Origin of the sequence: Prochlorococcus marinus str. MIT 9302, from assembly GCF_000759975.1 — a bacterium.
Lineage (GTDB): Bacteria > Cyanobacteriota > Cyanobacteriia > PCC-6307 > Cyanobiaceae > Prochlorococcus_A > Prochlorococcus_A marinus_M.
On sequence record NZ_JNAM01000011.1, the window covers coordinates 136306 to 152178 of the forward strand.

At 26.0% G+C, this 15873-nt stretch carries 12 protein-coding genes and 1 pseudogene; 8 read left to right on the plus strand and 5 right to left on the minus strand.

Features of this window, described 5'->3' with window-relative positions:
- Positions 1–37 precede the first annotated feature (37 nt).
- Positions 38–616 carry a class I SAM-dependent methyltransferase gene (locus EU96_RS0109375; protein WP_052044277.1) on the minus strand — a complete coding sequence of 193 codons (579 nt, stop codon included), beginning with the start codon at positions 614–616 and terminating at the stop codon, positions 38–40.
- Between the two features lie 143 nt (positions 617–759).
- Between EU96_RS0109375 and EU96_RS02065 the strand changes: the two genes are divergently transcribed.
- The 3 genes from EU96_RS02065 to EU96_RS02055 all read left to right on the plus strand — a co-directional run bounded on the left by EU96_RS02065 (position 760) and on the right by EU96_RS02055 (position 4244).
- Positions 760–1884, plus strand: a complete 1125-nt coding sequence (locus EU96_RS02065; RefSeq protein ID WP_032527165.1) for a glycosyltransferase — start codon at positions 760–762, stop codon at positions 1882–1884.
- Between the two features lie 135 nt (positions 1885–2019).
- Positions 2020–3054 (plus strand): hypothetical protein, encoded by a 1035-nt coding sequence (locus EU96_RS02060; RefSeq protein ID WP_032527166.1) that lies wholly within the window; start codon positions 2020–2022, stop codon positions 3052–3054.
- Positions 3055–3164: 110 nt separating this feature from the next.
- On the plus strand, positions 3165–4244 hold the full coding sequence (locus EU96_RS02055; RefSeq protein ID WP_032527167.1) for a hypothetical protein: 1080 nt from the start codon (positions 3165–3167) through the stop codon (positions 4242–4244).
- A gap of 27 nt (positions 4245–4271) precedes the next feature.
- Here EU96_RS02055 and EU96_RS02050 read toward each other — a convergent pair whose 3' ends face one another.
- Positions 4272–5090: a class I SAM-dependent methyltransferase gene (locus EU96_RS02050; protein ID WP_032527169.1), complete on the minus strand. Its 819-nt coding sequence runs from the start codon at positions 5088–5090 to the stop codon at positions 4272–4274.
- Between the two features lie 82 nt (positions 5091–5172).
- Here EU96_RS02050 and EU96_RS02045 point away from each other — a divergent pair, with 82 nt between their 5' ends.
- Positions 5173–6942 carry an ATP-binding cassette domain-containing protein gene (locus EU96_RS02045; protein ID WP_032527170.1) on the plus strand — a complete coding sequence of 590 codons (1770 nt, stop codon included), beginning with the start codon at positions 5173–5175 and terminating at the stop codon, positions 6940–6942.
- A gap of 3 nt (positions 6943–6945) precedes the next feature.
- On the opposite strand, the gene EU96_RS10715 is transcribed toward EU96_RS02045, so the two are convergent.
- The 3 genes and pseudogenes from EU96_RS10715 to EU96_RS02040 all read right to left on the minus strand — a co-directional run bounded on the left by EU96_RS10715 (position 6946) and on the right by EU96_RS02040 (position 9603).
- Positions 6946–7353: a hypothetical protein gene (locus tag EU96_RS10715; protein WP_369323944.1), complete on the minus strand. Its 408-nt coding sequence runs from the start codon at positions 7351–7353 to the stop codon at positions 6946–6948.
- A 225-nt stretch (positions 7354–7578) separates the two neighbouring features.
- Positions 7579–8638 (minus strand): annotated as a pseudogene (locus EU96_RS10590) (FAD-binding protein); the annotation flags it as partial.
- Positions 8639–8769: 131 nt separating this feature from the next.
- Positions 8770–9603 (minus strand): 2OG-Fe(II) oxygenase, encoded by an 834-nt coding sequence (locus EU96_RS02040; protein ID WP_052044278.1) that lies wholly within the window; start codon positions 9601–9603, stop codon positions 8770–8772.
- 350 nt (positions 9604–9953) lie between these two features.
- Here EU96_RS02040 and EU96_RS02030 point away from each other — a divergent pair, with 350 nt between their 5' ends.
- From EU96_RS02030 to EU96_RS10385, 4 genes are all read left to right on the plus strand, one after another.
- Positions 9954–10550 (plus strand): DUF4956 domain-containing protein, encoded by a 597-nt coding sequence (locus tag EU96_RS02030; protein WP_275040777.1) that lies wholly within the window; start codon positions 9954–9956, stop codon positions 10548–10550.
- Positions 10551–10667: 117 nt separating this feature from the next.
- Positions 10668–13139, plus strand: a complete 2472-nt coding sequence (locus EU96_RS02025; RefSeq protein ID WP_158465675.1) for a CotH kinase family protein — start codon at positions 10668–10670, stop codon at positions 13137–13139.
- A complete protein-coding gene (locus EU96_RS02020) occupies positions 13139–13798 on the plus strand; it encodes a VTC domain-containing protein (RefSeq protein WP_032527174.1) in 660 nt (219 codons plus the stop codon). The genes EU96_RS02025 and EU96_RS02020 overlap by 1 nt, the downstream gene beginning before the upstream one ends.
- Positions 13799–13895: 97 nt before the next feature.
- On the plus strand, positions 13896–15584 hold the full coding sequence (locus EU96_RS10385; protein WP_032527175.1) for a hypothetical protein: 1689 nt from the start codon (positions 13896–13898) through the stop codon (positions 15582–15584).
- Positions 15585–15873: the final 289 nt, after the last annotated feature.

Genomic DNA, 15873 nt, shown 5'->3' on the forward strand with positions numbered 1-15873 from the left:
CTTTCAAATTATAATTCTTTGATAAGGAATAGGAAAGTTACATTTTTTTTTCTAACTTAGAAATAACATAAAGAGACTGTTGAGGTAAAATTTTTCCAAAAAATTTTAAAGGTAAGGGTGTATAAAAAGTAACCAAAATAGAAAAGTTATACTTACTTAAAACTTTTTTAATTTTTTCTAAGTTATAAAACATTTTATGATCGGGATCCCTTTTATATCCGCTCTCACAAGGTACTCCGATGATCAATCTGCCTCCTATATTAAGGCACCTATTTATTTCTTTTAAAAGGATATCTGGTTCAATAATATGTTCTAGAACTTGATCAAGATTTATTGTTGAGAAAGAATCATCATCAACAGGAAATTTTCCATCTTTTATCAATTCAGCGTGCAACCCCCTTGATCTACAATGATCAACATTAAATTTATTGATATCTAAACCTAAACTTCCTTTTGATCCAAAAAAGAGAAAATCTCCCAAACCACAGCCAACATCAATAAAGTTGCCTTTTACAAACCTTGATAAAAGAGGGTAAAGAAAAAATTTTCTATATATTTTCCCTAATATTGAAGTTGTTTTAAGATATCTATAATAATTTAAATAATTATCTTTCATAATTAATAATACATTAATTAAAACATCATCCTATATTATTATTTCCCAAAGGAGAACTGAATTAAAAATATTAATTCTATTGAAGTAAAAAATTTATATATATATTTAATCTTGTTAAAGTAAATTAAAATTTAAAGTGCTTAATGAGAGTAATAAATCATCTTGCCGATTTCTCCTCGCTGGGGGGGGTTCAGAGTTACATATACGGATTATGCAATAAATTCCCAGAAAATTATTGTATTTATAATTCAGGTAGTGAAGTGCTAGATATATACAGAAATAAATCTATTGAATACAAAAAATTATTTTCTTTCAAGTTTTTTTTTAATAGAACTAGAGAGATTTTTATAGTTCACAATCTTATTTTGTCCAAAAAATGGATATTAATTTATTTTCTATTAAGAATTAAAGGTTGTGAGGTTATTTACCATGAACATGGATCAGCTTGGTCTAATCCTCAGAAAAATAAAGATAGATATAATAAAAGAATAATCAAATATAAAAAGATAATTGTAAACAGCGACGCTACTAAGTATCTTTTAAATAATTTTTATAAGGTAGATACTAATTTAAAGGTATTAAGAAGTCCAATATTTATTTATGAGGAGATTTTAAATAACAAAAAAAATTCAGTTGATAGGAAAGTCGACAAGACCAAAAAAGATAAATTAATAATTGGCTATATTGGTAGGCTTGCTTTTCACAAGAATCCCTCTTTTTTGATTGCACTTGCATTACAGCTAAAAGAAAAATATGAAGAAAAAGTTGAGCTACACTTTGTAGGTTCCGGTCCGGAAAGAAATAATTTGCAAAATCTTTGCAAAGAAAAAAATATTGATTCTATTTTTTGGGGACGAGTAAAAGACAGAAGAGAAGGATTATCCAAATGGAAATATTGTATTGTCCCATCAATCAGAGAACCATTAGGTTTAATTCCTGGAGAGATGGCAATACAAAATATATTGACTTTTTCATCAAAAGTTGATGGCCTGCGAGAACTTTACCCAATAGATTGCAACTATTTATTAATAGATATGAAAAAAAATAAAAAAAGCGATAACTCAAATATTCAATTTCTTCCTAAATATAACGATTTTGGTTACAATTATTATCCTAACGTATCACAATGCGTTGAAAAAATTATCAACTTAAACAAAAATCACGATAAATATATAGAATTACTAATTAAACATAGGAACTTTATAAAGAAAAATTTTGATATTTCAAAACATTCAGAAGAATTAAGAGAATTTGTTTTTAAGTCTTAAAAATTTTTTATTTGATAACAAATTTTGATTATCTAAATCTTTAGAGTTATAAGTATTTAGATTTTTTTTATGAGATTTATTAGTTATTAAAATATAATAAAGTTAAATAATCCTTAGAAATTAGGAAAAAAATATATGAAAGGATTTTTATATTTAGTTTCTAATCATAGAATTCAGTTTGAATCAAGATTATTTTTAAAAAAGAAATCTTTTGGATACATTTATTTACCTTTAAAAGGATTTAAAAAATATTTTTTTTTCTTTTTTAATATTTTATATCCATTATTAAATTTGAATCATAATCAAATTTATCTTCTACTAAATCTAATTTTACGCAAAAAAAATACAATAATTTCTTATTCATATTTATCTAAAAGGGTACAAGATTTAAGTAAAAAATTCGAATTTCTTAAAATAGTTCAAATCCAAAACGGTGCCTTACATCAAAAATTACAAGAGGATTTAAACCTTAAATATATTGACATTTTTTTATCTATTTCAGAATTTCAATCTAAAAATGCTTTAAAACATTTTGCAAAAAGAGCTTTTGTCGTGGGATCTTTATCTACAGAGAATTGGATTAAAAACGTTAAAATAGCATGTGATATTAATAAATTTCAATATGATATTTGTTTTATATGCAATACAAAATTTGAAAAGGATATAAGGTATGCTCTAAATCTTTCACTTTCTTATATCTTGACAAATAAAAATTTAAGTCTATTTCTAGCTACGAAAAGCAAAACAAACATAAGACAAATAGCTAATTATTGTAAAGATAACTTTAAAGTAGATATTTATAATCATAGCCAAATATCTTTCACAAAAAGTTTTACAAAATATTCAACTATTGAAAATGCCTTAAAAGCAAAAGTAATTGTTGGGGTAAGGTCTACAGTACTTTATCAACTTGGGTCTTTGGGACACGTAATCTATCCAATAGACATTTCAGAAAAATACGGGAATATGTCAGGAAATCTGTTGAACATAAATATAAATCTTAATCCTCCAAAGGAATTATTCTTCGAAAAAATCAAGGAAATCAGTACCAAAAATGGAAGGAAGAAATACATCGATGATAATTTTGATGTTTTAGAAAAACTTGATGAAACCCTAAGGCTTAAGAATTTGCCTTCGGACAATATCATTAAATCCTTAGAAGAAATTTAATAACTAATGATAATTTTTTTATTTTAAGATTCATAGTTTAGTATTCCTTTTTAATTATTTTGTTTCACTATAAAATATTATTTATATAATAAATAATAATTGAATTTTAAATGATTGAAAGATGTCCAATATGCAATTCTAAAAATACAGAAATAAGCATTAAAGGTTATTCCTCTAGAAGAAAAGCTGGTATTAATTATTGGGGAAGTGTAAAATCATTAAATAGGTCAAATATAGATAAAATACAAAACATAATACCACTTTATTTTTGCCTAGATTGTAATACTGGATGGAGAGGACATTCAGAATTGTCTTTAGAAATAGATAAAATATTTCATACAAAACACTCACTTCACTGGAAGTCTTATCAATTGTTTTGTCAATTTCTAAAAGGAGAAATTAAAAATAAACATTTGATAAGTTTTTCAAAATTAATGATCCATTTTTCAAATTTCCTAGGAAGAAAAATTAATGTAATAGAAATTGGTTCTCCTCTTATGGGAGTAGGTTTTTTAAACGCAAATCCAAAACTTCTTAAGAATATTTCTTCCATAACAAGAAAAGTAAATTTGAATGAGTCAATTTTACTTTTCCAGGAGTCATTTACTATATTTATAATTAGAATTTATCAATTTATAGGTCACGTAAAAAATATATTAAAAAAATTATTAAAAAAAGGTGAAGTACATAATTCTGAAAAAAAGATTTTTGAAGATTTAAATAAAAAAATTAACAATATAGAATTTTGTGATATTCCAACCTCTGTAGGTTGGGGAACTAGTTCTATTATTTGCGGACAGAGTACATTAAAATGGCTGTTAACATTAAACCCTAATGTAAATTTAATTAATAAATATATTAGAAAAAAAAATAAGTCCCAACTTACTATTTGCGTAAATTATATTGATCATTTTGATTCGCCAATAAAGATTATTAAGGAAATGCTACTCTTCTCAGACTTTATTTTATTTAATATACATAAAAGCAATGATGCTGGGATACAACATAAATATACTTTCTCTGATAATTTTGATAATCTAATCAATAAAAGTTTGGATAAAAATTATTTATGTTTTAATATTTCAAATAAAATTCTAAATTTAGATGATCAATCTAAATATAACTATTATTTAGTTGGCAAAAAGGAAATTTCTTTAGGATTTAAAAATTATTTGAAAGATATTAAATAAGAAATCAGGTTTATGTATTTTTGAAGTTCAATCTTTTTGAAATAAGATCATCAAATTATTTCTATTCCTTACTGTTTTAAGCACTGAATAATCAATCAAAAGTAAAACATTTTTAAAAAGGTTATTGCATAAAAAGTCAGCATTAAAATACCACAAATGAGATGGCTCTGAAAATCTAGAATGGGTTTTTTCCAAAGTTTTAAAATCACTTATATCTGGTACTTCGATATATAAATATCCACCTCTATTGAGTCGCTTTGAAACATTTGCAACAAAATTATTTAAGTTATCTATATGTTCGAGAACTTGGCAACAAGTAATTAAATCGAATTGGTAGTCACTAAATGTTTTATTATCAAAGAATCCATTAATTATATTAGCTCTTGTTCTTTTCCTAGATAGTTCTGCAAAGTTTGAAGTAGGTTCTACTCCAAATAAATCAGCTTTTAAAAAAATATTACCTAAAGTGTGTAATAGAACTCCACCTCCTGATCCAATATCAAGTATTTTATTAGGATTAAATTTTGAATTTATTTTATCTTTAATCCAAACCATTTTCTGATAATTTTCACTCTCTTCAGGTGGATAATTTGTTATTCTATCAAAATATTCATCTGGACTCTCCCCTCTGAATGATTCAGACCTGTAGTTATCATACATAAACTCAAGCTGCCTTTTTGTTAATCTTGGAGTACTAAAAGACAAATTACAGTCTAAACAATCTATCCATTCCCTTTTATTTTGTTTTAAATCAGGGACAAGGAAATCATAACCTTCAAGTTTTTGTTCTTGCCTAAATTTTAAATTATTTTTATTACAATGCGGGCAATAAACTTTCCAAGTCATTTAAATTAACATCAATTAATAGAAATAACATATCACAGAAAAGAAAGTAAAATATTATTAAAGAAGTAGAAGTCTAAATAATATGATTTTAAAAAATTCAAATACTTTAAGAGCTTTAGTTATTCCTTTTAGGATATTAAAGAGTATTTCGAGAAAAAATAAATTAAGAGTTTATTTTAATCTTTTTCTGATGATTATTTCTTCAATATCAGAAGCTTTAAGCGTACTATCTATAACAAACGTAATTTCTCAACTCCAATCAAATTCAACAAACGAATTTGAATTACTAGATAGAAAAATTTCATTAAGTAATCTATTTGGATATGAATTAAATCCAATTTTTATATTCATATTTATAGTATCTTTTTCTTCTTGTTTAAGAATTTTCACACTTTGGTATAGTGGTAAAACTGCTGCAAAAGTAGGAAACGAAGTAAGTAGAAATATATTTTTTAAAATAATTTATTGGCCATATGAAAGACATTTAAATACAAATTCTGGAACTTTAATTGCTACATTGACTCAATTTTCCAAATCAGCAGTCGGTTCAATAAACAATTTTTTATTTATCATAAATTCATTATTTATCTCAATAGCCTTATCTATATCATTGATAAAGGTAAATGGGAGAATATCTATTTTTTTAATCTTACTTTTAATTCTTTCTTACTCAACAAATAGTTCTTTAGTTAGAAATCATATTAGGAGAAATTCAGAGACTATGAAAAGGGAAACTTTAAACACTTTCAAGATAGTTAAAGAATCTCTTGAAGGTATTAAGGATGTTATTATTAATGATAGAAGAAGTGAAGAAATAAGATATTTCCAATCAAAAGATAAAATTCTAAAAAATACAGTTGTTAATGCAAAATTTACAAGCACTTATCCTAAGTATCTTTTTGAATCTCTTCTAATAGTAGGGCTATTATTAATAATTTATTTTCTTAATAATGATGAAAATTCTATAAATAATTTATCTCAACTTTCTATTTTCGCTTTTGGTGGTCAGAAACTTTTACCATCGATTCAACAAATTTATGCTTCAGTTACTGCGATAAAGCATTCAGAAAGCAAAACAGAAACTTTACTTGAGATACTTGAAGAAAACCTTAAATCAAATACTTCAAAGTACAAAAAACCTGATAATAGATATCCTAATAAACCTTACAAAAGACTTTTTAAGGATAAATTAGAGTTGAATTCAATATATTTCAAATATCAAAATTCCCAATCCTATTCAATCAAAGATTTCAATTTAACTATAAAAAGAGGTGACTTTATCGCAATCATGGGGCCAAGCGGAGCAGGCAAGACTACAGTAATTGATATTATTATGGGATTGATAAAGCCTGAGAGTGGTTTCATAAAAGTAGATGGCAAGTTTATTTACAAAGACAGTACGTTTTTTAATTTAAAAGAATGGCAGCAATCAATTACTCATGTTCCTCAAAATGTTTATTTGCTTGATAAAACTATTAAGCAGAACATAATTTTGAATGATAAGTACAATAAATTTTCCGAAAAAAGGTTGAAGGAAGTCTGTAATGTTGCATGTTTAGACGAATTTATTAATAAACTTCCAAATGGGATAGAAACAAAAGTGGGTGAAAGAGGCAGTTTGTTAAGTGGGGGACAAATTCAAAGAATAGGTATTGCCAGGGCAATAATAAATAAATCACCTTTGATTGTTCTAGATGAGGCCACTAGTGCACTAGATCAAAATATTGAAGAAAAATTACTTAAAAACGTTAAAAATTATTGTACTGACAGTGCAATTATTATGATAACTCATAGAAAAGAATCAGCTTCTATTTGTAATCGTTTAATAGAAATCAAGAAAGATCTGAATTAAATATTACTCAATTAATTTGCCTTCAAAATTTGAAATTTCTTTTGTTTCGTCAATACAAGTAGATAATTCATTACTTGGATCAATGACTTTTGTTTTTTTTACTTGTAATTCATTGTTTTTTAAAAATATTCTAAAATTATATTTAAAATTTTTATCGAGATTAGGATAATCTTTTCTTACGTGTGCTCCACGAGTTTCTAATCTAGAAATAGAACTTCTTATAGTGGCTTCAGCAGTAACTAAGGAAGACTCTAAGTCAAAAATATTAATAAGATCAGTAAAATTATTTCCATTTATGCTGACATCTGCATTTAAAGATTGATTTTTTAAATTCTGAACTTTTCTTAAACCATTTTTTAAATTTGATTGATCTTTAATAACTCCACAATGAGTCCACATTATATCTCTCAATTCATTTTGAAGATAAATTACAAGATTATCCCCATTTTTGATTTTTTCTTCAATATTGGAAAGTGCATTATCAACAACCTCCTTTGATCTAGGTTGGTAATTTATAGTTTTTGAATACTGTGATGCGCAATCTCCTGCTATTCGACCAAATATTAGAATTTCTGCCAGTGAATTACCTCCCAGCCTATTTGCTCCATGTAATCCACCTACTACCTCACCAGCAGCAAATAAACCTTCAACATTAGTTTGATGAGTAGAAGCATTGACAACCAGTCCCCCATAGAATAATAAGCTGTGGGAGCAACCTCCATTGGTTCTTTTGAAATATCTAATAACTGTAGATCAACAAATTGTCGATAAATTTTAGGAATTTTTGAAAGGATAAAGTCTTTACTTTGATGGCTAATATCTAAATAAACTGCCCCATTTCTTGTCCCTCTTCCCTCAACAATTTCTGTATAGTTAGCAATAGCAACTCTATCTCTTGTTGATAATTCCATCCTTTTTTGATCGTATTTTTTCATAAATCGATCCCCAATATTATTAACTAATATGCCTCCTTCCCCTCTAACAGCTTCTGTAACCAAAGTACCAGAATATTCTTTTGGCAAAACCATACCTGTAGGATGAAATTGCACCATCTCCATATCCAAGAGTTCACATCCTGATTTCAAACCTAAAAAATAACCATCCCCAAAGTTCTCGAATTTTCTTGAAGAGCTATTTCTCCATAATCTAGTATGCCCGCCAGTACACAAAACTACTGCATCGGCATAATGAATAGTTTTTTCACCATTATTAATGTTAAAAGATATTGCCCCAAAACATTTTTTATTATCCACTAACAAATCGGTAACATATTCTTCATCATTGATTTTTATTCCAATTAAATTAGCCTTGCGTAATAAGGCCTTAATTATTGATTGACCAGTATAATCACCTGAATAACATGTTCTTCTGTAAGTATGAGCCCCAAAAAACCTCTGATCAAATTTACCATTACTTAATTTCTGTAAATCTGCGCCCATGAATCAATTTCAAAAACAGCATTTTTTGCATTTTTTGCCATAATTTCAATCGCTTTATGATCTCCTATTTCATATCCTTCAATGAAGGTATCAGCATAATGTTGTTTCCAAGAATCCTCTTTATCTAAATTGCCAAATGAAGCATTAATTCCACCAGCCGCTAATACAGTATGTGAATCATTTTTAGGACGTTTACCAATTACTTTCACATTTAAATTATTTTTTTTAACTTCTATAGCAGCTCTTAATCCTGCCACCCGCAGCCAATGACAAGTACATTAGTAATATCTGTTGAATAATCAATCATGTAATTTTAAAGTATTTAAACTTATCAAGATAAAGGGCAATAATTTCATTGTTGAAAAGATTAATTAATTAGTTAATTTATTTATTTCTTTATTTTTCTGTGGTGACCTGTGCTTATAAATCTACCAAAAAGATTTCCAGAAATTGACTTTATTGAAGTTCTTAACTTCGCATTCAATCTTAAATATAAATCCTTATATTTCTCCCCACGAAAACCCCTAAATGAAGTTGAGTGGTAGTAATCATGGGATAATGGGGAAGATAAAGAAAAATAATAGTTGCTAATACACTTTCTAATAGCAATAGAGGATTGTATAGGATTCACTGCATGGATAGATTTATTATCTGTCCTCATAATTACGAGTCTATTGAATTTAGCTGGGATTTTAATTTCATCAAATTTTAGTCCATCTGGAAAAAGTAATAAATCTCCTCCGTCAGAAATCTTACTCAAGGATGTACTTACATAATATAAAAGATTTAACCTCCTGTACTTTTCTCTCAAACGATCATGAGAATTATCTATGTGAGGGTTTAGAAAACATCCTTTATTCATATAAGATAAACCACCAGCATAAAGCTCAGGGTCTCCATATAGATCATCTATTTGACAAACTTTTGAAATGATGGTGATAATTCTTTCATCTTGAAAGGCATACAAACATTCTTCAACTAACTTACTTTTAGATTCCCAATCTACAGCAACATATTTTCTTTCCTGAGGACCTGAAAGTAATGAAAGGTTTTGTTTTTCAGGGAAATGATCATCTAGTTTTAAAGCAATCTCTGAAGGTAGTAAATCATCAATAACTATATGATTAATCTTAGATGAATCTCTATATTGATTTTGCAATTGTTTAATTGATATTTCCTCAATTCTTTTAACTATAAGACTTGCAATTTCTTTTCTATTCATATAAAAAAGTGATTTTAAAATTATTTTTATTAATAAAGATTTTAGTCATATATTTTTTAAAAAAGTTTTTTATACAAATAAACTTTAGCTAGTTAAATAAAAAATTGTCTTATTAGCCAGAAAAATTTACCTTATTTAAGTTTTTATATGGAATATTCCTTTCACAAAAATAAATTTTGTTAATTTTGCAATTAGCAAGTATTTTATAGTTTAAGAATAGTTTAAGATTAAATAATTTTAAATATTAATTTTAAATGGAAGATTTTATTGTAAAGGATTTAATTACAAATTCTGTGCAATTAACCATTTTAGATGGGCTTTAAATACTATTTTCATCTTTACTCTCGGGTATAGTTTTAAGATATGTTTTTAAGCGTTTCTCAACGACTTTTTCATCTAAAACAGAATTTGGTAATACTTTACTAATAATCACAATAAGTGTGGCGTCTTTAATTGCAGTCGTTAAATCCTCTTTAGCTTTATCTTTAGGACTAGTCGGGGCATTATCAGTAATTAGATATAGAACTGCCATTAAGGAACCTTTTAATTTGGCTTTTATACTTCTATCAATATGTGTAGGCATTTCTTTAGGGGCTTCACAATTTATTTTCGCACTTTTAGTATTAATAATTGGTTCTTTTGCAGTAGTTTATTGTTATAACAATTCAGGTAAAAAAGAAAGATTTTTTAAAAAAGGTAGTGCAGACTTTGATTCAATGATTATAAATTTACCAACTAATAATTCCCTCAAGTTTCTATATGAATTATTAAAAGAGAATACAGAGTATTTTGCCGTTCAGTCTTTGCAAGAAAATCAAAAAGATAATATAAGCATTACATTAAAACTAAGGCTTTACAGCTTAGAAAGCCTTGAAGATTTAAGAGAAAAAATCAAAAAAAGTTTTCCAAATTCTGAATTTACTTTTTTCAGTTCTCCAAATATTTAATAAATGAAAAGATTTATTAATAATAGATTTAATTTAAAAGTGATAGTAATGTCTTTCATTACATTTTTAATAAAATCCCAGAAAAAATTATATAAACCAGCATTATTTATCTTTTATGTGCAAATTCTATTAGTATCTCTATTTTATTTCCATAATAAAGGACATATTAATAAGAAACTAAAACCAGTTATCTACAACACTTTTGACAGCCTTTATATTCAAGATTACATTGGATATTTTAAAGATCTTATTCTTTCATTTAATTTTAATAATAAAATTGAAAGAATTGATATACAGCTAGATTTTGAAAATATTGTTGGATTAGATTGTACAAGGAAGCAAGAATTAGGCTGCAAAAACGATCCATGGCTAAAGGGTAATTTATTGGAAGGTGATATTAATTATCCAATAAAAATTAGATCAAAAGGCGATAGAAGACTTCATAGAGAAAGCTTTAAAAGTATGAGTTATAAAATTGATATCAGAGGGGAGCAAAGATATAAAGGTATGGAAGAGTTTTCAATACAGATGCCTATTATTAGAAATTATACTTATGAATTATATGCATCAAATTTATTAAGAAAGGCAGGTATTATTTCTCCTAGGAATCATTATGTAAAGCTATTTTTAAATGGAGAATATCTTGGAATAAGACATGTTGAGGAAGGATTTGCGAGAGAATTAATTGAGTCAAATAAAAAACGTTTTGGACCAATTTTTAGTATCGACGAGGAATACGGAGATGTATATGAGAATACTATTTTTAAACCCTTAAATAAAAATTACTGGATAAATAATAATAGCAACCTTTTATCAGAGTCATTATCTGTTTTAGAGGCTTCTAGATCTAATCCTGAGATTATAAAAACTCATTTTGACTTAGATAAATGGGCCAAATATTTTGCATATGTGGATTCTTTAAAACTCTTTCATGCGACAAGACCAGGAAATCTAAAATTTTATCTGAATCCCTCTTCTGGTAAATTTGAACCAATATTTTTTGATGGCCATTTAGGTATGGGTTATTTTGATAATTTCCACTTATCAGATTATCTATTGATGGATGGTTCAAAACCAGATTGCAGATGGACATGTACTAATGAATATTTCTATAGATTATTCACAGGTACCCCTGAAAATCCTAATTTAAAATTTTATGAATCTTATAAAGAATATCTAAAAGAAATTGTTTCTAAAGATAATAGAGGGAATCTAAAAAATGAATGGAATGAGCTTAGCAATGAGAGAAGAAGTATATACAGAGAATTTTCAGGAAAAGATTCAATGTGGAATAAAGGATTACTACCTCACATATCCGCATGGAAACCCTTAGAAAAACGATTAATAGAAATAGAGAATTTGATATACGAATCCGAAACAAAAGAACCAAATTTTTCTTATGATTCCCAAAAAAATATTATATATATAAAAAATAATTATTCTCGTTTTCCTCAATTGATAGGCTTTAAATGTGGCAATTACAAAAGCGAGAAAAATATTTTAATAAAAGGCGGGATAACAAAATTTAAATTAGATAATTTTGGTAATTGTAATTTAAATCAACTCTTATATACTTTGGATAATTTCAAAAATACAAAAGAATTTAAGTCGTCAAATTTAACTAATTTCTCATTTGATAAAGAATTGATAAATCCCATTAGAAATCTTCCAATAAAAAAGACATTTGAATTTATCTCTGGAGATCATAAGTTATCAAACTCAATAAATATTTTTAATAGCAATGTGATTTTCCATTCTGGAAGTTCTATTTGTTTAGAAAATGATTCTTATATCAATATAGAGAATTCAAATATTGATATAAGAGGCACAGAGAAAAATCCTGTCGAAATAAGTGCTTGCAATATAAAGAAAGAGTATGCAAATGGGGGCAGTTTAATTTTTCAAGATTCTAATATTAAAATATCGAACTTAAACCTAAATAATTTAAACGCTCCTAATAAAAGACTTCGGATATTATATGGAGGGGCAAATTTTATTAATTCAGAAATTAATATTGATAAATTAAGAATAGTCTCTTCAAATTCTGAAGATGCTATTAATTTTATAGATTCTAATTTAGAGGCTAATTATTTAGAGTTTATAAATTCTCAATCCGATGCTTTAGATTCTGACTTCTCAAATTTAAATATTAATAGAGTTAAATGCTCGAATGTTGGTAATGATTGTGTTGACTTTTCATTTTCTTTGGCAAAAATAAATCAAATCGAAAGTTATTTAACTGGTGATAAGTCAATTAGTCTTGGTGAGGCATCAATATTAAAAGCGAAAAATGTAAACTTAAAAGATGGCGAAATAGGCATTGTAAGTAAAGACTATTCAAAATTAAATATTAAAAATTATGCGTTTTCAAATATAAGACTTCCAATAGCCTCTTTTGTTAAAAAACCAGAATTTCAATCACCTGAACTTTTTATAGAAAATATCAAGCCAAATTTGGGAAATAACTATTTAATTGGCAAAGATGTTAAGGCAATTATTTCTGGAAAGAAGCTTACTTCAGATTTACTTTCATCTGAAGTTGAAGATAAACTTTACGGAAACTTTTACGGCACAAAAACTCAAAGATAATGAGAAATGAAAAAAAATTCATAATTAGTCAATCACAATTCTCAACTCTCAAAATTTTATTATCAAGTAATAGTTTTGTAGAGTGTTTCCCAAAAAGAAAAATTTCGAGTTTATATTATGATACCAATGATTTAAAATTATTTTATGCTTCTGAAGATGGAATATCTTCTCGCCAAAAAATAAGAATAAGATGGTATAACGATGAATTGATTTCATCTAGAGTCGAATATAAAATTAAAAATGCAGAACTAGGAGATAAAATTTTTTATGCAATTTCTGATTTTGATAAAAAAGAACTTAGTAAAATTTCTTTTGCAAATTCAAATATGAATAGTCCTAATCCTTATTTTGTCCCAACAAAAATAGATAAATTTTATTTTCCTAAAACTCTTATCTCTTACAAAAGAAATTACTATTTAAAAGATAATTTGAGAATAACATATGATAGCTCAATTAATTTTTATAGTGTTTTAAACAATTACAAAGAAATAAAAGTTTTATATCCTATACCCTCAGAATATTCTGTTCTAGAAGTTAAATATGAGGAAGGTGAAGACAATTTAGTTTATAAAACAATCCAAAACTTAACAGATAGACTTGGCCTGACACTTACAAGATTTTCAAAATATTCAAACTCAATTAAATCTATATATTTATAAAATATTAAAAATATACTTATATATTCAGAAGTTCAAACAGATCAAAAGATAGATAATATGTGATAATAAAAAAAATTTATATTTTAGAAATTTATTTATGGGACAAATTTTTATTTTTAATAAAGATAAATATATCAACATAACAAAAGAATTCTATAATAAAACTTCATTTTTTGGATATTGGAATTCTTTAAAACCAGAATATGGGGGTTCTGATCTCATAAATAATGTATTAAAAATAAATTCGAGTAATATTGATGCTTTAATAGAAAAGTTAAATTTCAATGAATTTGATTCATTACTAGGATATTTTAAAAATAAAAGAAAAAATCTTCTTCTAGTTTATGGAACTACATTATTTTCTTATGGATTTGTAGCTATAAGACTTAGTTTACAATTCAATTATTTATGTAATTTAATAGATAAAAATAAAATTAATGAATTATTTTTTTCATATGAAGAAATTCTAGAAGCTCATAGTTTCCTAAATGGAAGAATCAATTCGTTAAATAATGATGCATTTTTAATTTCTAATAAACCATCTATTACTAATCTCGTACTCTTTATTCTATCCTGTACTTTTTTCCAAGATAAAGTATCTGTAATTGATCAAAATCATAATAAATTTGATGTAAAAGTTTTAATTGAAAAAATTAAGAAAATCAAAACTTTTAAGTTTTTAGATATTAATGAAAATGAATTTCATTCTAAGGTATTTAATAATAAATTAAATTTAAACTTAGTTAATAGTAAATCTTTTTTTGAAAGAATCTTAAAGAAATTAAATTTTATAGAAATAAAATATATAAATTATTTTAGAAGAGATACTAATATTTTTTTTAGGGAAGATTTATCTATAGAAATAAATGATATTGAGTTTTCATTACTTAAAATCATTATGCCTCAAATTAAAAAAGATTTATTAATTAAGTTATATAAACAAATTGCAGGCATATCTTTTATCTGGAAAAATATTACAATTTCATCTTTACATTTTTCAAGTTTAAAAGTAAGACTTTTATTAAACCATTTAAGAAATAGGTCTCAAAAAGAATGTAAGATCAAACTTTTTAAAGAACACGGATCCTCTCTATTTAAAACTTCACATAATATTTATTCTTTTGATGAAGATATCTTTAATGCAGTAACAGTTTATAGAAGAAATTATCCTCTTAAAAAAAATAATCCATATGAAATTGGAATCACCACTCAAAAAATACCATTAACCATATCAATCTTAAGAAAGATATCATTTACTAAAAAATTTCCAGTTATAGTTGGACCTCAAATTCTTAATGATTTAAGAAATATTAATTATAGATATTTGCTAAATACAGATTATCTAAACAATTCGTATTTTTCTCTTTTTAAACTTTTATCAAATAACCATTTCAAAGTAGGTTTTTTACCTTCAAAAAATGCTAGGTCTGGCGTCAGCAAAGATCAAATCTTCGAGTTAGCTTTTTACAACAAATTCAAAATAATAAATAACTATAATATGGCACTAATAAACTCTTCTTGTTTAATAATCACATATCCTGAAACTACTTTAGCTGATGCAGTCTCAATGAAAATTCCATTTTTATTATTCTGCGATATTGATAATTTTCCCTTACACAAAAATTCAAAATGTTGGTATCAAAAATTATATGAATTCGGAGTAGCTTATAAATTAGATGAATTTCAAAAGCTTCATAATATGATTACTTCAGGAAAAATCTATGATTTATGGAGAGATAGGAAATTTAAAGCTTTTATTAGTTCATTTGAAGAATTTATTTTTTAAGTGTCAATTGTTATTGATTATAGGATCTATTTTTAAAGAAATATATTCTAAGAGCATTTTAGAGAGCAGAATTACATAATCAAGCTTGGACAAGCACTGATAAAAGTAACGTTATCACGAAACTATCTCTAAAAAAGCTTGATATAACAAGAAAAATTCAATGGAGCCAAGCGGACTCGAACCGCTGACCCCCTGCATGCCATGCAGATCACCAACTAAGCTATAACTAGGTTTTGCAGGTGTTTTCGGCATTTCGCTCGCAGGGCTGCTCGCAGAGTTACCATAATTA